The sequence below is a fragment of the Galbibacter pacificus genome (assembly GCF_029603165.1).
GTDB lineage: Bacteria > Bacteroidota > Bacteroidia > Flavobacteriales > Flavobacteriaceae > Galbibacter > Galbibacter pacificus.
The window spans coordinates 13,967-35,981 of record NZ_JAQSVC010000005.1 but is presented as its reverse complement, the minus strand read 5'-3'; the positions used below and the strand labels follow the sequence as shown (position 1 = coordinate 35,981).

General features: G+C 38.8%; 25 protein-coding genes. 12 read left to right on the top strand and 13 right to left on the bottom strand.

Annotated elements, in window-relative coordinates; all coding sequences use genetic code 11:
* Positions 1–81: 81 nt before the first annotated feature.
* A complete protein-coding gene (rlmH, locus tag PSF86_RS13515; protein WP_277900626.1) occupies positions 82–555 on the top strand; it encodes a 23S rRNA (pseudouridine(1915)-N(3))-methyltransferase RlmH in 474 nt (157 codons plus the stop codon).
* Positions 556–583: 28 nt separating this feature from the next.
* On the opposite strand, the gene PSF86_RS13510 is transcribed toward rlmH, so the two are convergent.
* Complete coding sequence (locus PSF86_RS13510) at positions 584–1,651, bottom strand: BamA/TamA family outer membrane protein (protein WP_277900625.1); 1,068 nt, start codon at positions 1,649–1,651, stop codon at positions 584–586.
* Positions 1,652–1,740: 89 nt separating this feature from the next.
* On the opposite strand from PSF86_RS13510, the gene PSF86_RS13505 reads away from it, so the two are divergent.
* Genes PSF86_RS13505 through PSF86_RS13495 form a run of 3 tightly spaced genes read left to right on the top strand, consistent with a single transcriptional unit; the run spans position 1,741 to position 3,365 of the window.
* On the top strand, positions 1,741–2,310 hold the full coding sequence (locus PSF86_RS13505; RefSeq protein WP_277900624.1) for a non-canonical purine NTP diphosphatase: 570 nt from the start codon (positions 1,741–1,743) through the stop codon (positions 2,308–2,310).
* A gap of 24 nt (positions 2,311–2,334) precedes the next feature.
* A complete protein-coding gene (locus tag PSF86_RS13500; protein ID WP_277900623.1) occupies positions 2,335–2,862 on the top strand; it encodes a molybdopterin-binding protein in 528 nt (175 codons plus the stop codon).
* Positions 2,863–2,867: 5 nt separating this feature from the next.
* Positions 2,868–3,365 carry a GNAT family N-acetyltransferase gene (locus tag PSF86_RS13495; RefSeq protein WP_277900622.1) on the top strand — a complete coding sequence of 166 codons (498 nt, stop codon included), beginning with the start codon at positions 2,868–2,870 and terminating at the stop codon, positions 3,363–3,365.
* A 209-nt stretch (positions 3,366–3,574) separates the two neighbouring features.
* Here the strand turns inward: PSF86_RS13495 and PSF86_RS13490 are convergent, their stop codons facing one another.
* Complete coding sequence (locus PSF86_RS13490; protein WP_277900621.1) at positions 3,575–5,038, bottom strand: Gfo/Idh/MocA family protein; 1,464 nt, start codon at positions 5,036–5,038, stop codon at positions 3,575–3,577.
* 262 nt (positions 5,039–5,300) lie between these two features.
* A complete protein-coding gene (locus PSF86_RS13485; RefSeq protein ID WP_277900620.1) occupies positions 5,301–6,449 on the bottom strand; it encodes a cysteine desulfurase family protein in 1,149 nt (382 codons plus the stop codon).
* 92 nt (positions 6,450–6,541) lie between these two features.
* On the opposite strand from PSF86_RS13485, the gene PSF86_RS13480 reads away from it, so the two are divergent.
* Positions 6,542–7,462, top strand: a complete 921-nt coding sequence (locus tag PSF86_RS13480) for a hypothetical protein (RefSeq protein ID WP_277900619.1) — start codon at positions 6,542–6,544, stop codon at positions 7,460–7,462.
* 12 nt (positions 7,463–7,474) lie between these two features.
* On the opposite strand, the gene PSF86_RS13475 is transcribed toward PSF86_RS13480, so the two are convergent.
* Together PSF86_RS13475 and PSF86_RS13470 are read right to left on the bottom strand one after the other, a co-directional pair.
* Complete coding sequence (locus PSF86_RS13475) at positions 7,475–8,017, bottom strand: DUF8465 domain-containing protein (protein ID WP_277900618.1); 543 nt, start codon at positions 8,015–8,017, stop codon at positions 7,475–7,477.
* Between the two features lies 1 nt (position 8,018).
* The gene (locus tag PSF86_RS13470) at positions 8,019–8,234 is read right to left on the bottom strand and encodes a hypothetical protein (protein WP_277900617.1); all 216 of its coding nucleotides are present in this window, start codon (positions 8,232–8,234) and stop codon (positions 8,019–8,021) included.
* Between the two features lie 112 nt (positions 8,235–8,346).
* Between PSF86_RS13470 and PSF86_RS13465 the strand changes: the two genes are divergently transcribed.
* Both PSF86_RS13465 and PSF86_RS13460 read left to right on the top strand, forming a co-directional pair.
* Positions 8,347–8,652 (top strand): DUF2752 domain-containing protein, encoded by a 306-nt coding sequence (locus PSF86_RS13465; RefSeq protein ID WP_277900616.1) that lies wholly within the window; start codon positions 8,347–8,349, stop codon positions 8,650–8,652.
* Between the two features lie 2 nt (positions 8,653–8,654).
* The gene (locus PSF86_RS13460; protein ID WP_277900615.1) at positions 8,655–8,987 is read left to right on the top strand and encodes a CCC motif membrane protein; all 333 of its coding nucleotides are present in this window, start codon (positions 8,655–8,657) and stop codon (positions 8,985–8,987) included.
* 51 nt (positions 8,988–9,038) lie between these two features.
* Here the strand turns inward: PSF86_RS13460 and PSF86_RS13455 are convergent, their stop codons facing one another.
* The 4 genes from PSF86_RS13455 to PSF86_RS13440 are packed head-to-tail and all read right to left on the bottom strand — an operon-like array spanning position 9,039 to position 11,918.
* Positions 9,039–9,695 (bottom strand): hypothetical protein, encoded by a 657-nt coding sequence (locus PSF86_RS13455; protein ID WP_277900614.1) that lies wholly within the window; start codon positions 9,693–9,695, stop codon positions 9,039–9,041.
* Positions 9,695–10,525, bottom strand: coding sequence for an ABC transporter permease (locus PSF86_RS13450; RefSeq protein ID WP_277900613.1), 831 nt, complete (start codon positions 10,523–10,525; stop codon positions 9,695–9,697). Before PSF86_RS13450 ends, PSF86_RS13455 begins: the two co-directional genes overlap by 1 nt.
* Entirely contained in the window at positions 10,522–11,379 is an 858-nt protein-coding gene (locus tag PSF86_RS13445; protein WP_277900612.1) for an ABC transporter ATP-binding protein, read from the bottom strand. Before PSF86_RS13445 ends, PSF86_RS13450 begins: the two co-directional genes overlap by 4 nt.
* Positions 11,376–11,918: a hypothetical protein gene (locus tag PSF86_RS13440; RefSeq protein WP_277900611.1), complete on the bottom strand. Its 543-nt coding sequence runs from the start codon at positions 11,916–11,918 to the stop codon at positions 11,376–11,378. The genes PSF86_RS13445 and PSF86_RS13440 overlap by 4 nt, the downstream gene beginning before the upstream one ends.
* 223 nt (positions 11,919–12,141) lie before the next feature.
* Here PSF86_RS13440 and PSF86_RS13435 point away from each other — a divergent pair, with 223 nt between their 5' ends.
* Complete coding sequence (locus PSF86_RS13435) at positions 12,142–13,632, top strand: M20 family metallopeptidase (RefSeq protein WP_277900610.1); 1,491 nt, start codon at positions 12,142–12,144, stop codon at positions 13,630–13,632.
* Positions 13,629–14,561, top strand: a complete 933-nt coding sequence (locus PSF86_RS13430; protein WP_277900609.1) for an alpha/beta hydrolase — start codon at positions 13,629–13,631, stop codon at positions 14,559–14,561. Before PSF86_RS13435 ends, PSF86_RS13430 begins: the two co-directional genes overlap by 4 nt.
* Before the next feature lie 3 nt (positions 14,562–14,564).
* Here the strand turns inward: PSF86_RS13430 and PSF86_RS13425 are convergent, their stop codons facing one another.
* Together PSF86_RS13425 and PSF86_RS13420 are read right to left on the bottom strand one after the other, a co-directional pair.
* Positions 14,565–16,028 (bottom strand): magnesium chelatase, encoded by a 1,464-nt coding sequence (locus tag PSF86_RS13425; protein ID WP_277900608.1) that lies wholly within the window; start codon positions 16,026–16,028, stop codon positions 14,565–14,567.
* A gap of 118 nt (positions 16,029–16,146) precedes the next feature.
* Positions 16,147–17,283, bottom strand: coding sequence for a vWA domain-containing protein (locus PSF86_RS13420; RefSeq protein ID WP_277900607.1), 1,137 nt, complete (start codon positions 17,281–17,283; stop codon positions 16,147–16,149).
* A gap of 444 nt (positions 17,284–17,727) precedes the next feature.
* Here PSF86_RS13420 and rlmD point away from each other — a divergent pair, with 444 nt between their 5' ends.
* The 3 genes from rlmD to PSF86_RS13405 all read left to right on the top strand — a co-directional run bounded on the left by rlmD (position 17,728) and on the right by PSF86_RS13405 (position 20,552).
* Positions 17,728–19,137 (top strand): 23S rRNA (uracil(1939)-C(5))-methyltransferase RlmD, encoded by a 1,410-nt coding sequence (rlmD, locus tag PSF86_RS13415; RefSeq protein ID WP_277900606.1) that lies wholly within the window; start codon positions 17,728–17,730, stop codon positions 19,135–19,137.
* A gap of 67 nt (positions 19,138–19,204) precedes the next feature.
* Positions 19,205–19,777, top strand: coding sequence for a DUF6452 family protein (locus PSF86_RS13410; RefSeq protein ID WP_277900605.1), 573 nt, complete (start codon positions 19,205–19,207; stop codon positions 19,775–19,777).
* Complete coding sequence (locus PSF86_RS13405) at positions 19,758–20,552, top strand: DUF6048 family protein (RefSeq protein ID WP_277900604.1); 795 nt, start codon at positions 19,758–19,760, stop codon at positions 20,550–20,552. The genes PSF86_RS13410 and PSF86_RS13405 overlap by 20 nt, the downstream gene beginning before the upstream one ends.
* Before the next feature lie 3 nt (positions 20,553–20,555).
* Here PSF86_RS13405 and PSF86_RS13400 read toward each other — a convergent pair whose 3' ends face one another.
* A complete protein-coding gene (locus PSF86_RS13400) occupies positions 20,556–20,789 on the bottom strand; it encodes a hypothetical protein (protein ID WP_277900603.1) in 234 nt (77 codons plus the stop codon).
* A gap of 12 nt (positions 20,790–20,801) precedes the next feature.
* Positions 20,802–21,959, bottom strand: coding sequence for a THUMP domain-containing class I SAM-dependent RNA methyltransferase (locus PSF86_RS13395; RefSeq protein ID WP_277900602.1), 1,158 nt, complete (start codon positions 21,957–21,959; stop codon positions 20,802–20,804).
* Positions 21,960–22,015 lie beyond the last annotated feature (56 nt).

Here is a 22,015-nt window from a genome sequence, read left to right as displayed (position 1 = left end):
CTAAATAAAGTACGCAAATGCGAAAGTTTTATTAGGATGCATGTTATGACCTATGTGTTTTTATTGTTTATTTTTGTTTTTATGAACATCAAACTTATTGCTGTTGGAAAAACAGACGATCGAAACCTTATTTCCTTAACAGACACGTACATACAGCGTCTTGGGTTTTATGTGAACTTTAATTTTGAGATTATTCCAGATATAAAAAATGTAAAAAACCTATCGGAAACACAACAAAAAGAAAAAGAGGGCGAACTTATATTGAAGAAAATAGCGCCTACCGATGTTTTAATTCTCCTGGATGAAAACGGCAAGCAATTCTCTTCTGAAGGTTTTGCCGATGAATTACAAAAACACATGAATAGCGGGGTTAAACAACTGGTTTTTGTTATTGGCGGACCTTATGGTTTTTCAGGTGCTGTTTACAGTAAATCGAGAGGTAAATTATCCCTTTCAAAAATGACATTCTCGCACCAAATGATACGTCTTTTTTTTGTAGAGCAACTCTATCGCGGGTTTACTATTTTGAGAAACGAGCCTTATCATCATAGGTAATAACCTGAGTTCGATTATTCTGACTTTGTCAAAACGCTTCTCCTATTCTAAAATATATGCCCCAATCGTCTTTTCCAACTGCGGCATCCAGACCAATATTAAACTTTACTTTTTTAAATGCTTGGTAACGGTAGCCTACCCCAGCACCGGGGTATAAATCCCAATTATATGCCTCGGCGTCCGAACCATAAATTGTGGCAACTCCCGCAAAACCTACCAAGCCCATCTTTTTGGCAAAATTATAGCGGTATTCTCCTTGTATGGCCATAAGTCCGTCGCCACGAAATTCCCCCTGAGAATACCCCCTAATGTCTTTTCCCCCAATGGTTTGTTGTTGTTGGAAGGCAATGTCGCCCAAGCCAAATTTACCGGAAAAACGTGCCGCAATAAGGTCCCTACCATTTTTCATGGGGATGTATTTGTTGTATTCTGCCAGTATTTTTTCGGCAGCAACATCGTTTCCGAACCATTCGGGGAAAGAAATCCACCGTAATTGTACCTTTTCGCCAGACATGGGATAATATATGGCATCGCGGGTATCGTAAAGTGTATTTAGTTCTATTCCATTGGTTTCCACCACTGAAGGCGGTTGTACATCGTCTTCGTAAACCGTATTGTAATGGGCATATGTATAAGTAACGCCGCCATAAAGGTTCTGCACAATCCTTCGTTGGGCACCAATGCTTACTACGGTTGCTTTTGTACCATAATCGTAAAACCCGGGAACAACGTCTTGGTTTTCTAAATAAAACTGCGAGTTATAATCGCCATTGAAAAAGAAAAATTTGGCCCTCCACTTGTCTTCATCAAAGAAAAACCTATTAAAAAAGGCAATAAAATAAGAGTTATTCGTGGAGTAAACGCCCGAAAGCCCTGACATGGATTTTGGAGAGACTTCATCGTTTTTGTTTAATTTGTACATCATCATGGGTATGGCACCAAACATAAACTCCAAATTCCTATTAAAATTTAAAAAGGGCATTACCGTAATATCTATGTTTTTATCTTTTTTTTGAATGCTGTCCGACTCTTGCTTTTGTGCAGAAACTATGGAGCAACTACATAAGAAAGAAATTATAAATATATATTTTTGCATGGTCCTGTTTTTGCTTAATAGGAATGGAATGTTTAATAAAGATACGACCAAAAAACAAGAAATTAACAAAAATTCTTACAAGCCGAGTAATGAAATTAGTATTTGCCACACACAACCTCAATAAGTTAGCAGAAGTCAAAAAAATAATACCAAACCATATTGAGCTTTTAAGCCTTGAAGATATTGGGTGTACCGAAGCTATTGAGGAATACGGAAAAACAATAGAAGAAAACGCCATGATCAAGGCCGCTTATGTATACAATACGTACAATGTAAACTGTTTTGCAGACGACACCGGCCTTGAAGTCGAGGCACTTGAAAATGCCCCAGGCGTATATTCGGCAAGGTATGCGGGGCCACAAAAAGATACCAACGCCAATATGGACAAAGTTTTAGAAGAGTTAAAACCACATGAGAACAGGTCGGCACGCTTTAAAACCATTATCGCTTTATATACCCATGAAGGAAAAAACTTGTTTGAAGGTATTGTTGATGGTATTATAACCAATGACAAACGCGGAGACAAAGGCTTTGGTTACGATCCCATTTTTCAGCCGGACGGCTACTCTAAAACGTTTGCCGAATTAACTTCAAAAGAAAAAAACAATATAAGCCACCGCGGAAAAGCCATGAAAAAACTTACAGATTATTTAAAATAAACCTATTAAAACAACACCAACCATATGCAAAAATATTTTAGCTTTTTATGCGCATTGCCTTTTCTGATACTTTCCCTGCAAACGGTACATGCACAAGAAAAAATAACCCCTACAGACCACATAGAGATTGTGGGCCTAGTGGAAAACAATCTTGACATACAGATTGCCGACCTTGAAAAATATAATAGCCAAACGCTCCCAGACCTGGTTATTACCAGCCATAAGGGCGATTATAGAAAGGAACTAACACAATTAAAAGGGATCTTGTTAATTGATCTTTTAAAAGAGGTAGTTATTAAAGCAGATAGCCCAAAAATTTTAAGTGAATATTATTTGATTTTTGAAGCTTCAGATGGATATAAGGTAGTATATTCATGGAACGAACTGTTTAACTCGCCCACGGGGTCGCATGTTTTTTTGATTACCCATAAAAGCGGAACCGGCATAACCAAAATGGAAGACCGTTTACTTGTAGTTAATACCAACGATATACAAACTGGACGGCGACATATAAAAAGCTTGAGCAAAATTACCGTAAAACGCGTAGATTGATTTTTATGAAACTCTATTATAAAAACATTGAAGAAAAAGACCTTGAACTGGTAAAGGAAATATACGATTGGTACATTGCAAATTCTACCGCAACTTTCCATACCGATCCCATAACCATACAAGAACTTAAGGAACTTTTGTATTTTAATCATTCTTTGTATGATTCTTTTTTAATTTATGCTGATGATGAACTTGCCGGTTATTGCTTTACCACACATTTTAAAAAGCGACAGGCATACAACGGCACCGCAGAAGTTACCATATATTTAAAAGATGGTTTTGGCGGAAAGGGCATCGGGAAAAACACCTTGTCTTTCTTGGAAGAAAAAGCAAAAGGCAAAGGCATTAAAAATTTATTGGGCATAATTACCGGAGACAATACCGGAAGCATAGCCTTGTTTGAAAGGATGGGCTATTTTAAATGTGCCCATTTTAAAAATGTGGGCGTTAAGTTTGGCAAAGTGCTGGACGTTGTCGGTTATCAGAAAGAAATACAAGAATGACCAAAATTATAAAACGGACGCCTATAATCTAAATTTGAAGCATTTCAAAGAATTTATAAGAATGCTGTTGATTGAAATCTGATATTTATAGTTATCTATTAACAATTAACAGCCAATAATAAAAAAAGCGGACTCGTTTTCACGAGCCCGCTTTTATCAACAATATGAAACAATTTTTGCCTTTATACAAAGGCCAATCTAACTAATTATTACATTTCCCAACCTTTGCGGTATTCCCTTGTAACAAATTGGTTGGCATCTTCAAGGTTGGTAATCTTCATGTTTTCTCCGTCCCACAATAGTTTTTTTCTACCGTAAAACTCCTCGTTCCTGCCACTTTTTCTTTTCAGCATATAACTACGTATGGCCAAGTTCCCCATAAGTACGGTTTCTGTCATTGGTCCGGCATAATCAAACGAAGATGTCAAGCCTTTATGCTCTTTGCTTCCAAAACCAGCCTTACATGCATCTACCCATTTGCGTTGGTGACCGTATTCTGGCTCTGGCATATCCTCTACTTCGGGTCCAAATTCCGTAGTACCGTCGTTTAAGTATAATTTTGGCATCAATGGCGAACTATCGTTTATGTTTGTAGAAATAATACCCTTTTCACCATGGATAAGAACCCCGTTTGCACTTCCGGAACCTCCAATATCGCTATCGGCCGGAATAATATCTGGATGCGACGGGCGGATACCGCCATCGCTCCATGTCATAACAATAGGAGCTTTTGATTTCTCGGTTGCATCAAAATTCAAGGTAATAAACGAAGACGGCGGACAACCCTTTGGATGGTAGTCCGGAGTCCACATTTGCGAATATACAGAACTTACGCTGCATTCGGCAGCCGTTGGGTACATAAGGCCTAGGGTCCTAAACGGAATATCGATAAGGTGACAGCCTACATCTCCTAATGCCCCTGTGCCATATTCCCACCAACCTCTCCAGTTGAACGGGTGTATGTTTGGAATATATGGAGTTTCTTTTGATGGTCCTAACCAAAGATCCCAATGAAGCGCTTCGGGTTTTTTGCTTGGATCTGGTTTTGGCATGGCACCACCTTGAGGCCAAACGGGACGGTTGGTCCATACTTCTACCTTGGTAATGTTCCCTAGTTTGCCAGAATCTACCCATTTTTGAACCATGCCCAATAATGGGTTTGACCCACCTTGGTTCCCCATTTGGGTTACTACTTTTTGATCTCTTGCCATTTGCGTAAGCATACGGGCTTCCCTAATATTGTGCGTCATGGGTTTTTGCACATATACGTGCTTATTCCTTTCCATTGCATATTTTGCTGCTGGCCCATGTACGTGGTCTGGCGTAGAAATGGTCAGTGCATCGATATCTTTTTCTTTATCGAGCATCTCCCTAAAGTCTGCATACAATTTTGCTTTCGGAAACTTTTTAACGGTTTTGGCAGCCGACCCCGAAAAGTCAACATCGCATAAAGCTACTACACGTTCGCGACCGTTTACAGAAGCATTCACGATGTCGCTGTGCCCTTTTCCTCCTGCACCAATTGCTGCTAGGTTTAATTGATCGCTAGGCGCAATAAAGCCTACGCCACCTAAAACATGCCGGGGAACAATCATGAATGATGAGGCCATGGCCCCAGTTTTAATGAAGTTTCTCCGAGATGCTATTTTAGAGGTGTTCTTTTTCTCGCTCATAATTTTAAAACTAGGTTTAAGTTAATTACGTTATTATTTACAATCCTAAAACGTTTTAGCATACTGCTATAAAATAAAGGCTTTCAAGCCATTTTTTTTGTTTTAGGTTTTAAAGATATAAAAATATAGGCTCGCTTTTAATATTTTAACAATAAAGTTAGTTTTTACTTTTATTCATTGGTTTGCATTAAAAGTCCGTGCAGCAGTCCTATTTTAAATGGAATGCCACACAAAAGCGAGCATCTTTTTATGGTTCGGTAAATTAACTGTTGGCAAACTCCTTTAAGCAGTTTACTACATAATCCAATTCTTCTTTTGTATTGTATTTTGAAAATGAAAAGCGAACCGAAGGCTTCTGTAGGTCTTCTTCACTTAAAATTTCGGTGAGTACGTGAGAACCGGTACTGCTTCCGCTTTGGCAGGCACTTCCTTTAGAGCAGGCAATACCCTTAATATCCAATTGAAACAATAGCAGCGCTCCTTTTTCAGCAGAAAAAGGCAAACAAACATTTACAAGGGTATAGGTGCTTTTATCGTTGGAAGCGCAATTCCCGTTAAATTTCACTCCGGGCAGGGCACTTTCTAACGACTCCATAAAATAGTTTTTCAAGCCTGTTACATATGCACGTTCTTCATCAAGATTTTCATAAGCCAAGACAAATGCTTCTTCAAGGCCAACAATGTTATGGAAAGGCTCGGTACCGGCCCTAAAGCCCCTTTCCTGCTCTCCTCCGTGTATTAATTGTTTTAAAGGGATGTTTTTTCTTATGTATGCAAAACCAATACCTTTTGGACCGTGAAATTTATGCGCGGCCGCGGTAAGAAAATCGACCTTTGTTTTTTGAAGGTCCCATTCCCAATGGCCAATAGACTGGACCGTATCTGAATGAAACAATGCATTATATTCTTTACAAACATCGGCAAACGCATCGATATCAATCATATTACCGATTTCATTGTTTACGTGCATCAGGCTCACCAATGTTTTAGCCTCGCTGTTTTTAAGGAGTTCTTCCAGGCTTTCCAAACTTGGCGTTCCGCAATTGTTCAAATCAACATACGAAACCTTCACCCCATACTCTTGTTCCAATTGCTCAACGGTATGCAGCACGGCATGATGCTCTATCTTTGAAGTTATAAGGTGCTTCACGCCCAAATCCCTAACAGCGCACCTCAGTATCATGTTATCGGCTTCTGTTCCACCAGAGGTGAAAATAATCTCAGACGGACTGGCATTAAGCTGCTTGGCAATAGTCTTCCGGGCCTTCTCGATTTGCGTTTTGGCCGATCGTCCAAAACTGTGGGTAGATGAGGGGTTCCCGTAACAATTTGCCAAAGCTTCCTGCATTTTGGCTATCACTTCTTCTCTTACCTGCGTAGTAGCAGCACTGTCTAAATAAACTTTTTGCATGGGCACAAAAGTACTTTTATTTAAAATTATTCGCAATAAATTTCGTTATAACTTAGTATGTTTTACATTTGCCTATCATTAATTTTTTTGAAATGAGAAAGATTTTCTTCTTTGCAGTATTAATTCTATGCGCCTCTTGTGATGACGGAGATATTGTTATAGACCCGCTTACCTTCGACAATACCGACATACAACCGGCGTGCGGCGATATTACCTTATTTAAGATTTCCGACAACAAAGAGGAAGCCCTTATAATGAAAATTAGCCCCAGTAGTAGTACCCCCCCTGTTTTTACAACGGTAGACACCCTAAATTTCACCATAAATAATGAGGCCAATAAGGTAGTATATAGAATTTTTGATGACGAAGTCAGCAATTCTTATTTCTGTCAGGACGTGCCACCAACTACGCCTTTGGCTACCGAGGAATGGTATGCTCCCAGCGGAACCATACAAATAATAACCACTGTTGAAGACGACGACCAAGATGGCGTGCCCACAAGCCAGGAGGGAGTTGTTTATAATGACGATGGCACCGTAAACCAAGAAGAATCCAGAGATACGGACGGCGATGGTTTTCCAGATTATATTGATAATGATGATGATGATGATAATATTTTAACTAGTGAAGAAATTGATTTTGACGACCAAAAGCAACTAATTTTAATTGACACAGATGGTGACGACACCCCGAACTATCTTGATGCAGACGATGATAACGATAATATTCCCACCATTGATGAAGACCTTAATGGCGATGGAAATCCTGCCAACGATACCACTGATATTGATGGGGAAACCATCCCTAATTATTTAACAACTGTAGCTGCCGTAGAAACAACCAATCATTTTGGCAGGAAAGCAAATAAATATCAACGCATCTATACCAGTGTTATTAAAATAATCAATGGTTTCCAGTTGGTAAACGAAGGTGACGAGGAAATTAAGTACGATGTAGACGAATATTATTTTGGTACGATTGAAACCCCGATATCACAAACAGAAAAACTGTAGTTATTAATTTAATTATGAATTTTGGTATACATATACTTCTGTTGCCCCTAAACCATAGGTTCGGTAATCTGCGTCGTAATAAGTAACATTGTCGTACCGGCCAAAAAGATATTCCAGTTCGGTTTTGAGTATCCCTTGCCCAACGCCGTGGATGAACACAATTTTTTGTATCCTGTTTTTCAATGCAAATTCCAATTGTCCTTTTGCGGTGTCAAGCTGTAAGTTCAACATGTCAAAACTGGTCATCCCCTTGGTAGAAGGCGTTAATTTTTCAATATGAAGGTCTACTTCCATTGGGGGAAGCACTTTTCCCATTTTCGGGGAACGCTTTTTACGTTTTTCCCCTTTTTGTTTTTCCCTGACCGCCTCAAAAACATCTGCATTTGTAACTTTTAAGGTGTCGTCCTTACCAATTTTTATCAATTCGTTGCTTGAAAATTTCAAATTAAAACCTTCATTGGTAGTTACGGTTACCATATTATTATCGACCCCAATAATTTTACCCTGTATGGCATCGTCTATGGTTTCGACCAAATCGCCTTTTTGGAGTTTCATGCTAAAAATCTTTTAATTGATCGTCCAGGCTTTTGGTCTCTTCATTTTTGTCCTTTTTTGGGTTTTCCTTTACCCAGAGCCTTGTAGACCGGTAAAGACCGAACATAAGTAATATAAAACCAATTATTTTTAAGTACTTGTCATATTCCGAATTATCGTCAAAAATAAAAATCATTACAGCCCCGATAATTATACACAAAAAAGAGAATAACTTCATGCCTTCTATAAATTTAGTATTGTTTTTATTGACAAAAATAATACTTTGAGATGGGTTAGGTTTAAGAAGTTTTTAATAAGTTTACAATAGTTTTAAAGATATTACGCACTTTATGACAACATTTATGCTCATAAAAGCTGAGGAATATATGCTTCCCTGCTTAAATAAAAAGCTATTTGGCGTAGAATGCCTAGGCTGTGGAATACAGCGTTCGGTTGCTTTAATATTTCAAGGGGAGTTTATGGCGGCCTTTAAAATGTACCCTGCTATTTACACGCTTATATTACTTTTTATATACTTGGGCTTCAATAATTTTTATAAAATAAGATATGCCAATAAAATTTTAGTTTTTTTATTGGTTTTAAACTTTGCCATAATTGTCGGCAATTATATTTTAAAATTAACTAATCAATATTAATTATGGAACAACAAAAGTTACCAAACGTTACAGTTTCTTTGGTTTTAGGCATTATTTCTTTTATAGCATGTTGCTGTTCGAGCGGGATAGGAGGGTTATTATTTTCCGGAATCGCTTTTTATTTGGTTAAAAAAGATGAAAAGACCTATCAATTAAACCCTGAAAATTATTCGAATTACAAGCAATTAAAAACAGCTAAAACTGTTGCAATTGTCGGGCTAGTTCTATCCATTATAGCATTAATTATTGCTATTGTACAAATTGCCATGTATGGAGGCATTGATGGCTATTTGGAATATCAACAAGAAATGTTGGAACAGTATGGGATTGAATAGTAATAGTATTTTTAAATAACTCTTTTTAAACACCTGCTTTATGGCAGGTGTTTATTTTTTATCTATTTTGTAATTGCTAATGTTTAAAATAAAGTTTCCTGTTTTGGTAGCCTCTTTCCGCATTTTCTTTCTATCAACCTCTACATTTTTTGCCACATATTGAATGGGGAGTTTAATTTTTTCAATCTCAAAACTTACAATTACCTTATTGGGCAATATGGCCCCGGAAGTATTATAATTCATAAAGATTTTATAGGTTCCATTTTTTTTGGTGTTTATTTCAGAGACTTCTATGCGTTTTACATCTGTGTCTATCCATAAGGTCGCTATTGCAAAATCGGCTTTGTTGTTTGTTGGGATAATATTAATTTTTTTTAAAACAGTACCGTTCACTTCTTCCTTTCCCCTATCTACGGTTATAAACGGATTTTTAAAAAGCTCCTGCATGGACAAGTCCAGGCCTCGCTTGGGAACCATAACAAAATCATCGGACTCAAAGTTTACAGGGCTCCCTTTTTTATAGTGCATCTTGGCATACTTTGTTGGCATATTTATAAAACTAACGTCAACATTGAGCTCTAAATCGGCTGTAAATGCAATAATGCTGTCCAATCTTTCTTTAACAACCAACAGGTCACTATCTGCTTCTTGTGCATTCAACATAAAAGTCCCAAGGAAAAGACAGGTTATATATATTAATTTCCGCATTATTTTATATCGTTTTTATTAAAAATACCAACTCCCATAAACACAAATACAATAATGTACCCCATTAACAAAATATTGCTCCGATAAATTTCCTGCCAAGGGATATCTTGATAAAAAAGCAGTTGCCAGGCATTGTTCAACTTTGGGAAAAACCATTTATGATACCACACGCTATTAATTTCTACTTTTTGCAATACATTGCTTACAATTAAAAACAGAGCTGCAATTATCCATGTTTTTGTTGTTTCCTTCATTATAACGGCAATAGTCATGCTTGCAACAGAAAAGAAAACCATGGAAACGGTTCCCGATAAAAAAGCCATTTGTAGCCTATACTGGGCATCTGCCGAATTAAAAAAGTTCAATGTTCCAAGGTAAATTACCAAGTCTCCCTTTCCAAAAAAAACATAGGAAAATACAAAAGCCGTAAGTGCCGTAAGGAAAACCACTGAAATGGTAAAACCAATGGCCACTATATATTTAGACATAACAAACTTCCACTTTTCAATGGGCTGCAACATAATGGTTTGTAACGTATTGTCTTTATATTCTGAAGTGAGCATGCCAGAAACAACAATAATAAGAATAAGAGGCAAATGAAACCAAAACGTGTTCAGTATAAGATACACCAGCAAATTACCGTTAAGCAAGTTTCCTTCAAAATAAAAGGTATCCTTTAAATTGCTCAGTAAAATATCTATAATGGCGCTCCCTTGATAATATGCCGACACCAAAACCAAGAACTCAATAATTAAGATTGCTGTAATTGCATAAAATGTCTTGCTTTGTTTAAAAAGCTTATAAACTTCAGCTATTATTAAATCCTTCATAAGTCTGGGGTCTCAAAAAGTTGGTCGAAATCTATTTCGGGCACGCACGATGTTATAAAAATACCTTCTTCGTTTAATTGCTGAAGTATTTGCGGGATATCTTCTTGAGAAATTTTTATCTGGGCACTATTTTTCTTTACTTCAGAAGCATATTTCTTTATAATTTTGGATTGGTATATACCTGAAGCATAAAGTGTATACAACGCTGTATTTTTAGCAATAAGCGTTTGTGTTTCACCATATCCAACTATGGCTCCTTTATTTATTACGTAGAGCACATCGCATATTTTAGAGAGCTCGTCAATAATATGCGATGAAATAATAACCCCTATTTTTTCCCGGGCTACCAAATCAATAATAAGTGTACGGATGGCCTTAATGCCAATGGGATCCAGACCAGAAAACGGTTCGTCCAGCAGTAGGCACTCTGGGTTGTTAAGCAAAGCTACCGCTATTCCCAAACGTTGTTTCATCCCCAGGGAAAAATTCTTTACGGGATCTTTTCTATCTATTGGCAACCCTACTTTTTGCAGACTCAAATCAATATCGGCCTCAGAAAAACCGAGTTTTTGCACTTTGGCAAATACCCTAAGGTTTTCTCTTGCGCTTAAATATTCATACATAGCGGGCTTTTCTATAATTCCGCCTAATGGTTTCTTTCTGGATGAATGGATGTGCACATTTCCGGAACTGGGTTTTATCAACCCAAAAAGAATCTTAAACAAGGTGCTCTTTCCGGCTCCGTTCTTGCCCAACAACCCAACAATCTGTCCTGCCTTACATGATATTGAAACATCTTTTAAGACCTCAACATTTCTATAACGCTTGTAAAGCCCTTCTGCGGTAATTATCATATAGAAGATTCTAATTGAATAGTATGGAAGTTGAATTTTGATTTATAATTTTTCTCCAAAAAAGTTCGCGACCAAAAACTCTTTTTAAATAAAAATACAGGGTCCCGCAACATAAAATATGGAATATAATGAAACCACCTTACGCCCCTAGATCTATAATAGTTTTTCAGCTCTTCTTTTATTCCCAATTCTTCTGCGGCTACTTCTGCGGCCATGCGTTGGCATTTGGAACTAATATAAGTTTCGGCTATCCGTTCATTAAAACCATACATAAAAAACTGGTCTTTTGCCCTTTTATAATTTTGGTACCGCGACCAGCCGTCCATCAATACTAAATAAATATGAACAAAAGAGAACATAAAGCACCAACCCCAAAAAAGGCCCCATAAAAAATAAGCTTCATGATATGCCCGGTACAAAGCTTCCCAATATAGCCATGATTCCAATACGAAAAGTATTAACGAGAGGTACAATAATCTCCCCACCCTAAAATAAGAGACAAAAATACTAGGCTGTGGCGGAAGGCTTTTAGTAAACAAAATACATCGGTGTTTAGAGATATAAAAATAGCATTGTCCTTCCAAATATACCAATTATCACAAAGAACTGTTTTGATAAAGAAAGAATTTAAAGACAAAATGTTAATAATTATCGAGAAAAACCTTATAAAAGTCTTAAATAACTGTACTTTTTATACGAAACTTAAAATAGTTTGCATAAATCAAATTTTTATCTATATATTGTTTCAAACTATATGAGACCATGAAACCCAAATTTACAGCCTTTTATGGCCTGTTGTTTTTTTTAATAACTTTTGGCGTCTATCCCCAAGGATTAATGCCCAGCCCCGAGTTATCCTTAACTGAAAACAACAGTACTTCCATTGAAAGTTTTTTAAGCGATTATGTACAGTTCCCTTCCATTAGCGGTCACGAAAAGGAAGCCGGCGAATGGCTAAAAAAAGCATGTAAAGCCAACGGGCTACACATTAAACAAATGGGCGATAAGGATAGCGAGTATAATTTTACGGCCTCCATATACCCATTATCTTCAAACCTGCCCAATATTGTTTTTTTAAATCATATAGACGTTGTTCCGGCCGGAGATTTAACCAAATGGAAAGAACCTCCTTTTTCCGGAAAGATCACCACAAACGAAATTTGGGGGCGAGGCGCTTTTGACAATAAAGGGAATGCCGTTATGCAACTGTTCAGCATTTTGGAAATTCAAAAAAAATATAAAAATCAACAACTTCCGTTCAATATTACCTTTTTGGCAGTATCCTGCGAAGAAACGCAATGTCGCGGAGGTGCCGAGTATGTTATCAAGCATTATTTAGATGAATTAAACCCAGAGCTTGTTATCGGCGAGGGACCACCGGCCATTTCCGGCGCCCTGTCCACAAGACCAGATCAAGTTATTTTCCCGATTTCGGTTGCGCACAAACGGGCACTTTGGATAAAGTTAAAGCTTAAAATAAATACTTCTGCACACGGTTCCGTTACCCCGATAAGGTATGCCAACAAAGAAATGGTAAAAGCACTGAACAACCTGCTCGACCAAAGGCAAAAAGCAATTTATACCGATTTAAACGTAAAAATGCTCAAAGAAATGGGGAAACTCGAAAAAGGCTTAACGGGATTTGCCATGAAACACCCAAAACTCTTTAAAATGTTTGTTACCCCAAAACTTAGGGAACACCCGGAACTTTTTGCCCTGTTTTCAAATACCATAACCCTCACAAGCCTGGACAGTGAAAACGATGTGGTAAATGTAATCCCGAGCGAGGTTACTGCTTTACTGGATTGCCGTCTGCTCCCCGAAGCCAATAAAGAAGAATTTCTTGAAGAAGTAAAAAAGAGACTTAAAAACGACGACATTGAAGTTTCTACCATTTATACAATGCCCGAAATGAAGTCTTCTGATGATAACAACATTTTTTACAAACATTTAAAAGATGCCATTGAAGAAAATTATCCAAAAGGAAAGGTAATTACCATTTTGCTTCCTAATACAAGTGATGCAGGTCTTTTTAGGGCCAAAGGCATTACCTCTTTTACCACGGTGCCCATAAATATCCCCAGAAAATATCTAGACAATATACATAGTGAAAACGAACGCATGCCACGCGGTGTTTTAACGCAAGGTTCCAATACTTATGTAGACTTTTTAGAAAATTGCATTGAAGGGAATATTGTGCCCCCCCGACCAAAAGAATTAGATTCGTTATCAGCATTAAATACCAATAAATGACCAACCAACTATCCCGCATTATAACCATAATTGTTATATGCCTTACCTCCAGTTTTGTTTCTGCACAAAATAAGTCAATCCCTTTATACCAAGGAAAAATACCAAACAGTACGGGAGCCCCAGAAGAAGAAATTCGTGAGAACAACAATATTTTGTTGATTTCCAATGTGCAAAAGCCTGCTTTAGAAGTTTTTACGCCCCCAAAACGCAACCGTAATGGAAAAGCCGTTATTATATGTCCCGGCGGTGGGTACCATTATCTGGCATACGATTGGGAAGGCACCGAAATTGCCAAATGGTTTAATAGTAAAGGAATTACCGCCTTTGTTCTAAAATATAGGCTCCCAATTGCCAAAACCGTTACCAATAAAAGCGAAGTCCCGCTAAGCGATGCCATCCAGGCTATTAAAATGGTACGTAAAAATGCAGAAACATGGAACATAAACCCAAACGATATTGGTATTATGGGATTTTCGGCCGGTGGCCATCTTGCCTCGACATTGGGCACACATTATAACATGGACTACAATATTAAAAACGACCCCTATAAAGATATTAGTGCCCGCCCTGATTTCATGATCCTTATTTACCCTGTAATTACCATGGAGGCCACATATACGCACAGAGGATCGCGCGAAGCTTTATTGGGAAAACAGCCCACTGACGAAATTATCGATCTATATTCCAACGAAAAACAGATTACCAAAAACACGCCACCAACATTCTTGTTGCATTGCGAAGACGACGATGTTGTCCCGGTAGAAAACAGCCTTCTATTTTACAAAGCACTAAAAGAAAACAACGTTCCAGCCGAAATGCATTTGTACCCTAAAGGCGGACACGGTTTTGGATTGGCGTCCAATAATGCCCACCTGCAAACATGGACACAACGCTTGTACGAATGGCTTTGGAAAATGAGCAATAATTAATTGCTACAAGCCACTTATATAACTCCCATACGGATCTTTAAATTGATAACCTTCCGTAAAGCGGTGTTTGCTTAGCTTTTTATACGCCACCAGCCCCCATAACAAAAATTCTTTTATAAAATAGCTGTCTTTTGCCTCGATATCGGGTTGGTATTCCAACAATAAGTTGGTCAACGGTTTAATTTGGTCCAATCCGTCCTTATATTCATTATCGGGAACATCGTCGAGCAGTTCAAGTCCGCTTCCGTCAAAAAACCACTGTACTATTTCATCGTAAGGGCTCGGGGCATTGGGCCTTTCCAGTTTTTCAATTTTCGGGAAATATTTCGGGAACATACTTTTAATGGCATCGTTTATAAGTTCTTGTGCCACAAAGGCCGCGCCTTCCTGTTCTCCTTCATATACCAATTCTACTTTTCCGGTAATGGAAGGGATTACGCCCATAAAATCGCTTAACCTAATACCGGTAGCATCTTCATTGTTCTTTAACATGCGCCTTTCGGCAGTGCTCATCAAGTTTTCGAAGGCCGTAATGCTCATCCTGGCACTAATTCCGCTTTTATGGTCTATATATTCACTATTTCTGGCCTCAAAAGCTATTTGTTCCAACAAATCGAAGACCAATTCGGGCACATAGATACTTTCTTTCTGAGATATTTCCAATTTGGCCTCTTGTTTTGTTATTTTCTTGGCAATTTCTACCGTTTCTGGATAATGCGTTAAAATTTGCGAGCCAATCCGGTCTTTAAGGGGCGTAACAATGCTCCCCCTGTTGGTATAATCTTCGGGGTTTGCCGTAAAAACAAATTGCATGTCCAATGGGAGCCTTAACTTAAAGCCACGTATCTGTATGTCGCCTTCCTGAAGGATATTAAACAGGGCCACCTGGATGCGCGCCTGCAAATCGGGCAATTCGTTTATTACAAAGATGCTCCGGTTGGCCCTTGGGATCATTCCATAGTGTATTACGCGGTCGTCTGCATACGATAGCTTTAAATTTGCCGCCTTTATCGGGTCTACATCGCCTATTAAATCGGCTACGGTAACATCGGGCGTGGCCAGTTTCTCAAAAAAGCGTTCTTGGCGGTGTATACAAACTATTGGGGTATCGTTGGCGTGTTCTTTTATAAGTTCCATGGCATATCTTGACAAGGGTTGCAATGGGTCGTCGTTTATTTCCGATCCCTTTACCACCGGGATCCATTCGTCCAGCAATGCTACCATCAACCTTGCCAAACGTGTCTTTGCCTGCCCCCTGAGCCCCAAAAAATTAATATTATGGCGGGAAAGTATTGCCCTTTCCAGTTCTGGGATTACCGTATTCTCGTATCCGTGGATTCCTTCAAAGGTTGTTTCGTTTTTTTTAATCTTTTCAATTAAATTATCCCTTAACTCGTCTTTAATCGATTTTGACCGGTACCCCGATTCCTTTAATTGGCCCAGGGTCTTTATTTTTTCTATTTGCATGTACGTTTTTTATTGTTTATGGAGGTTTTGGCCGTTTTATTGTTAATTACGGCACTGTTTTCTATAATTTTCTATCTTTTTTTGCTATGGCGAACACAAATGGCACCAAATGCCATTTTTACCGTATTCTTTTCTTCCTATTGTTCTCGTAGTCTTCAAAAATCATTTCGCCCAGGCCTTGCAGCCCTGTAAAGAATGCCTTTCCTTTATTGGCCTCGGTAAAATGGCGCACAAACTGCATTAGGTACGGATCTCTTGCAATCATAAATGTAGTAATGGGTATGTGCAGTTTTCTGGCCTGCCGCGCCATATTGTAACACTTATCTACTATATAGGTGTCCAGCCCAACGCTGTTCATGTAATATTCTCCGTTTTGTTGCCTTATGCAGCTGGGTTTTCCATCGGTAATCATAAAAATCTGCTTATTGGTGTTCCTTTTCCTCCGCAGCATGTCCATGGCCAATTGCAATCCGGCCACGGTATTGGTATGGTAGGGCCCCACCTTTAAATAAGGCAGGTCTTTTATGGCAATGGGCCATGCATCGTTACCAAAAACCAGGATATCGAGCGTATCTTTCGGGTAGCGGGTGGTTATAAGCTCTGCCAGGGCCATTGCCACCTTTTTTGCAGGTGTAATGCGGTCTTCGCCATAAAGAATCATGCTATGGCTTATGTCTATCATCAATACGGTGCTCATTTGTGCCTTATGGTGGGTTTCCTCGACCACGAGGTCGCTTTCGTTGAGGATAAAGGAGTCCAGCCCGTGGTTTATTTGCGCATTGCGCATGCTCTCTGTCATGGATATGCGTTCCATGGCATCGCCAAAGCGGTATTCCCTAAAATCGCCCGTATGTTCATCGCCCCGGCCAATATGTTTGGTACGGTGGTTCCCCGAGGTACTTTTTTTAAGCTTTCCGAATATCTGGTCGAGCGCATGCTTCCTTATTAGCTGCTCGGTCTTTGCCGTAATGGAAAACTTCCCTTCGCCATCTCCATTTCCCCCGCCTTCCGGGTCTATTTCTTCTTGTATGTAGCCTTTGCGCTTTAAATCTTCAATAAAATCGTCTATGGTGTAATTTTCGTCGGTAAGGCTGTATTCTTTGTCCAGTTCGCGGAGCCAATCGATCGCTTCATCAAAATCGCCCGACGTATGCGTGATTAGTTCCTTAAAAATTTCGAATAATTTATCAAACGGAGATTGATCTGGAGCTTCGTACCTTGTAAAGACAAACCCTTTTCTTTTTGTTCTATTCATAGCACTATAAAATTAATCATTTTTACAGAAATGAAAAAGTTACAGTCTTGTTAAGGTTTAAACGGAAGAAAGTTTCTCTTTTTTTCTGAATATGATGCCTCTTTTGCCCGATGATGCATCTTTAACGATTGATGCAGTATCGTTTTCAGTCATGCTTCATCTTTTTCAGCTTTATTACACATTTTTGCACCCAACATCCATTTTTTTCAACTTTATTACACATTTTTGCACTCAACATCCATCTTTTTCAACTTTTTTCATTTTTCTCAACTTTATTACGCATTTTTTCACTCGATATCCATTTTTTTTACAAATATTCAGTATTTACATACCTATGTTGCACTTGTTTTTATGCTGATAAAGAAAAAATGTATTTGATTGCTTTCAACTGAAACTCCTAAACTAAATATGTTGCAATCAAACTAAAAATTATATTTTTGCGGCATGGCAAGAAAGAATAAAAGACAGTTTTTTGAGGAAGTAGAAGTGATAGACGCAGGCGCCAAAGGAAAAGGGGTTGCCAAGGCACCCGATGGCAGGGTTATCTTTCTTCCATATGCGGTACCCGGCGATGTGGTTGCGGTACAGACCTTTAAAAAACGAAAAGCCTATTTTGAAGGGAAAATAACCGAGGTACTTACGCCTTCGCCCAAAAGAACGACGCCCGAATGCGAACATTTTGGGGTTTGCGGCGGCTGTAAATGGCAAAACATGGGGTACCAGCACCAATTGTTCTACAAACAACGCGAGGTGGAGAACAATTTAAAGCGTATTGGCAAGGTGGAGCTGCCTACGTTTATACCAATTTTAGGATCGGAGCAGCATTATTTTTACCGCAATAAAATGGAGTTCTCTTTTTCCAACAACAGATGGCTTACGCAAGATGAAATAGATAGCGACAGGGACCTGGGCGACAAAAATGCCCTGGGATTCCATATCCCGGGAATGTGGGATAAGATATTGGACATAAAAAAGTGCCACTTGCAGGAAGATCCGTCTAATGCAATCCGCCTGGCGGTAAAACATTATGTGGTACAGAACGGTTTTGAGTTTTTTGATACAAGAAACCAAAGCGGACTCTTGCGAACGCTTATGTTGCGCACCTCATCTACAGGTGAGATTATGGTACTCCTTCAATTTTTTGATGACGATAGGGAAAAAAGAGAGTCTTTGCTGGATTTTTTAAAGGAAGAATTCCCGCAGATTACCGCTCTTCAATATGTGGTTAACCAAAAGCCAAACGATACTATTTACGACCAGGAAGTAGTTTGCTATGCTGGCCGGGACCATATTTTTGAGGAAATGGAAGGCCTGAAGTTTAAAATAAACGCAAAGTCTTTTTACCAAACAAACTCTAAACAGGCATACCAATTGTACAAAATAACCCGCGACTTTGCCGGGCTAACGGGCAACGAACTAGTATACGACCTCTATACCGGCACGGGCACCATTGCCCAGTTTGTTGCCAAAAAAGCAAAGAAGGTCGTAGGCGTAGAAGCCGTTCCCGAAGCCATTGAAGATGCCAAGGCAAATGCACAATTAAACGGCATAGACAACGTTACCTTTTACGCAGGCGACATGAAAGAGGTCTTTAACAAAGATTTTATCAATGCCAACGGGAAACCCGATGTTATTATTACAGACCCGCCACGCGACGGGATGCACAAAGACGTGGTTGAACAAATATTGAATATTGCGCCAAAAAAAGTAGTTTACGTAAGTTGCAACAGCGCCACACAAGCAAGGGACCTCGCCCTTATGGACGGCAAATACAAGGTAACCCGGGTACAACCTGTTGACATGTTCCCGCAAACGCACCATGTGGAAAATGTTGTACTTTTGGAGAAAAGATAAAAAAATCGGTTTAATTAAATTCGTTTGATATTGGGCAAAGCCTTATATTGGAACTGAAATAACAAAAATGAGAAAAGTATTAGCCTTATTTTTTATACTGGCCATTGGCGCTGCCATATTTTCGGCCTGTGAAAAAGACGATATATGTCCGCCAGAGACACAAACCACCCCGATTTTAACAGTTGGTTTTTACAATTTGATCAATCAAGATGCCAACAAAACAGTTCCAAGCTTACGCGTTATAGGTATTAACAAAGACAGTACCGATAGGGACACCTTAAATACATTCCTGGACAGAACGAGCAAGACCGAAATAGAAATCCCTTTAATGACCTCTGAAAATTCCAGCACTTTTATATTGATCTACAACTCCAAAGACAGGATAGATACCCTGGAAAACGGCGATATAAATGTTGTTGAAACAGGAAATAGGGATACCATACAATTTAATTACAGCAGAAAAGAACGTTTTGTATCCAGAGGGTGCGGCTATGCGGTAACCATGACGGAGCTGGAGGCCGTTTTAAACCCAAAATATAAAGATACCGTACAAAATCCAGGCGAATGGATACGTTCTATATTTGTTCAGGACAAGAATTTACAAGATCAAGACACAGTACATGTTAAAATATACCACTAGTATTATATTGTTTTTATGTTTTCTTAGCGGCTATTCGCAAGAAGAAACAATTGCGGTAGACAGCACAGCTACAGACAGTACTGCCGTTGTACAGGTTGAAACCGATAGCACCGTATATAAACCGCGTTATGGTTTGAGAGTTGGAATAGATTTAAGCAAACCCATCCGTTCTTTTATAGATGAAGACTACAAAGGACTAGAACTGGTGGCAGATTTTAGGGTTTCGTACAATTTTTATGCGGCGGCAGAACTTGGAAATGAAGAAAAAACCACGCAAGAAGACAATTTTAACTTTACCAGTAAAGGAAGCTATGTAAAATTAGGGTTCGATTGGAATACTTACGATAACTGGTACGGAATGGAGAACATTATTAACGTTGGGGTGCGTTTTGGGCTAAGTGCTTTTAGCCAGACCCTAAACGAGTACCAAATCTACACTAAAAACCAATACTGGGGCGAAATACAGGACGGGATTACCGGTACCAACATGCTCGGGGAATACAGCGGACTGAACGCACAATGGGTGGAAGTGGTTTTTGGAATTAAAGTAGAGATTTTCAAGAACTTGTTCATGGGAGGCAGTGTTCGCCTTAATTATCTAATAAACCAAACAGAGGCCAACCAATTACCTAACTTGTTTATCCCCGGTTTTAACAAAGTAACCGACGGAAGTAAATTTGGCGTAGGTTATAATTATACACTTTCTTATTTGATACCAATTTTTAAGGGCAAAAAACCGAGCAAAAAAACAGAAGTGCAAAGCAACGAAGAATAAATATTAGTTAATATTCCTAAATCCCTTTAAAAATATCCATTTCATCTTTATTTGTTCTTTTCCATTTTCATTGACCACGGCAAATTTTGGTGCCAGCACACTTGCCACAACAGCTGCAATAAGCACCAACACAATATGGTTAACAGGGAAAAGATAAAGCAAGGTAAAGCGTAAGATTAAAAAAATGCCCACAAACCCTATTAGGTTATAAAGCAATGCTTTTGTTTTTGGTTTCATATTCTCTTTTGCTTATTTATTAAATTTAGCTTTCTTGCTTCCTTCATATATTTCGTACTTCAACAGTTTACTTTCCAGCTTTCCGTTAAACAGTTTGATTCTTCTTGAAGGCCGCAGCCCCACATTTTTTATGGCTTCCATGTTCGAGGTTATAAACCAAGCATGGGTATTTGGATAGCTTTGTTTTAATGTGTTGCCTATTTGAGCATAAAATTCCTCCATGTTAATGGCCAGCCTTTCCCCATAAGGTGGGTTAAAGACCATGTGCAATTTTCCTTCGGTTTCTTTTTCGGACTCAAAGAAATCTTTTTGTTCAATCGTGATATACTCGCCAAGATTGGCATTTTTTACATTGTCTGTTGCTTTTCTTACTGCCGAAGGAGCCTTGTCAAATCCGTATATTTTATGATGGAATTCCCGTGTTTTATTCAAACTGCTTTCCATTATTTTTTCAAAAAGATCTTCATCGTAATCGCGCCATTTTTCAAAGGAAAATTCTTTCCTGTTTATGTTTGCCGGGATGTTACAGGCAATCATGGCCGCTTCTATGGGCAATGTACCGCTACCGCACATGGGGTCCAAAAAATCGGTTTGCCCGTCCCAACCGCTAAGCAGCAACATTCCCGCGGCAAGTACTTCGTTTATGGGCGCAATATTGGTTGCTGTTTTGTAACCCCGTTGGTGAAGCGACTGCCCAGAGCTGTCCAACGAAACTGTACAAAAATCTTTTTGGATGTGTATGTTGATACGCAAATCGGGGTACTTAAGGTCTACATTGGGCCGTTTGCCTTCTGTATTCCTAAATTTATCGGCAATTGCATCCTTTGTTTTTAGAGCGATAAAAAGAGAATGGTTAAATTTTTCGGAGTGTACCGTGGCATCAATGGCAAATGTATTGTGGTATGTCATGTATGCTGTCCAATCCATCTTATATATATGATCGTAAAGGTCCTGCTCGCTCCTTACCCTAAAACCATGGATGGGCTTTAATATTTTTATTGCCGTCCGCAAGCAAAGGTTCGCCTTGTACATAAAACCCTTATCACCTTCAAAAGAAACATTTCTAATGCCCTTTTCAACATTGATGGCACCTAGGTTTTTAAGTTCCTTTTCAAGTATTTCCTCAAAACCAAACATGGTCTTGGCAACCATTTTAAAATTATTAGACATCTACCAGCTGTTTTAAAACGCAAAAATACGTTAATTTAGTTCCCTGAAACAATAAA

What these genes read in the sequence shown, in the direction of transcription:
- PSF86_RS13405 (WP_277900604.1), top strand. Translation starts at nt 19,758, where the DNA reads ATGTTAAAATATACCACTAGTATTATATTGTTTTTATGTTTTCTTAGC.
- PSF86_RS13450 (WP_277900613.1), bottom strand. Translation starts at nt 10,525, where the DNA reads ATGAAGGATTTAATAATAGCTGAAGTTTATAAGCTTTTTAAACAAAGC.
- PSF86_RS13480 (WP_277900619.1), top strand. Translation starts at nt 6,542, where the DNA reads ATGAGAAAGATTTTCTTCTTTGCAGTATTAATTCTATGCGCCTCTTGT.
- PSF86_RS13430 (WP_277900609.1), top strand. Translation starts at nt 13,629, where the DNA reads ATGACCAACCAACTATCCCGCATTATAACCATAATTGTTATATGCCTT.
- rlmH (WP_277900626.1), top strand. Translation starts at nt 82, where the DNA reads ATGAACATCAAACTTATTGCTGTTGGAAAAACAGACGATCGAAACCTT.
- PSF86_RS13455 (WP_277900614.1), bottom strand. Translation starts at nt 9,695, where the DNA reads ATGCGGAAATTAATATATATAACCTGTCTTTTCCTTGGGACTTTTATG.
- PSF86_RS13400 (WP_277900603.1), bottom strand. Translation starts at nt 20,789, where the DNA reads ATGAAACCAAAAACAAAAGCATTGCTTTATAACCTAATAGGGTTTGTG.
- PSF86_RS13475 (WP_277900618.1), bottom strand. Translation starts at nt 8,017, where the DNA reads ATGAAACTCCAAAAAGGCGATTTGGTCGAAACCATAGACGATGCCATA.
- PSF86_RS13395 (WP_277900602.1), bottom strand. Translation starts at nt 21,959, where the DNA reads ATGTCTAATAATTTTAAAATGGTTGCCAAGACCATGTTTGGTTTTGAG.
- PSF86_RS13445 (WP_277900612.1), bottom strand. Translation starts at nt 11,379, where the DNA reads ATGATAATTACCGCAGAAGGGCTTTACAAGCGTTATAGAAATGTTGAG.
- PSF86_RS13465 (WP_277900616.1), top strand. Translation starts at nt 8,347, where the DNA reads ATGACAACATTTATGCTCATAAAAGCTGAGGAATATATGCTTCCCTGC.
- PSF86_RS13495 (WP_277900622.1), top strand. Translation starts at nt 2,868, where the DNA reads ATGAAACTCTATTATAAAAACATTGAAGAAAAAGACCTTGAACTGGTA.
- PSF86_RS13410 (WP_277900605.1), top strand. Translation starts at nt 19,205, where the DNA reads ATGAGAAAAGTATTAGCCTTATTTTTTATACTGGCCATTGGCGCTGCC.
- PSF86_RS13510 (WP_277900625.1), bottom strand. Translation starts at nt 1,651, where the DNA reads ATGCAAAAATATATATTTATAATTTCTTTCTTATGTAGTTGCTCCATA.
- PSF86_RS13420 (WP_277900607.1), bottom strand. Translation starts at nt 17,283, where the DNA reads ATGAATAGAACAAAAAGAAAAGGGTTTGTCTTTACAAGGTACGAAGCT.
- PSF86_RS13435 (WP_277900610.1), top strand. Translation starts at nt 12,142, where the DNA reads ATGAAACCCAAATTTACAGCCTTTTATGGCCTGTTGTTTTTTTTAATA.
- PSF86_RS13505 (WP_277900624.1), top strand. Translation starts at nt 1,741, where the DNA reads ATGAAATTAGTATTTGCCACACACAACCTCAATAAGTTAGCAGAAGTC.
- rlmD (WP_277900606.1), top strand. Translation starts at nt 17,728, where the DNA reads ATGGCAAGAAAGAATAAAAGACAGTTTTTTGAGGAAGTAGAAGTGATA.
- PSF86_RS13490 (WP_277900621.1), bottom strand. Translation starts at nt 5,038, where the DNA reads ATGAGCGAGAAAAAGAACACCTCTAAAATAGCATCTCGGAGAAACTTC.
- PSF86_RS13470 (WP_277900617.1), bottom strand. Translation starts at nt 8,234, where the DNA reads ATGAAGTTATTCTCTTTTTTGTGTATAATTATCGGGGCTGTAATGATT.
- PSF86_RS13500 (WP_277900623.1), top strand. Translation starts at nt 2,335, where the DNA reads ATGCAAAAATATTTTAGCTTTTTATGCGCATTGCCTTTTCTGATACTT.
- PSF86_RS13485 (WP_277900620.1), bottom strand. Translation starts at nt 6,449, where the DNA reads ATGCAAAAAGTTTATTTAGACAGTGCTGCTACTACGCAGGTAAGAGAA.
- PSF86_RS13425 (WP_277900608.1), bottom strand. Translation starts at nt 16,028, where the DNA reads ATGCAAATAGAAAAAATAAAGACCCTGGGCCAATTAAAGGAATCGGGG.
- PSF86_RS13460 (WP_277900615.1), top strand. Translation starts at nt 8,655, where the DNA reads ATGGAACAACAAAAGTTACCAAACGTTACAGTTTCTTTGGTTTTAGGC.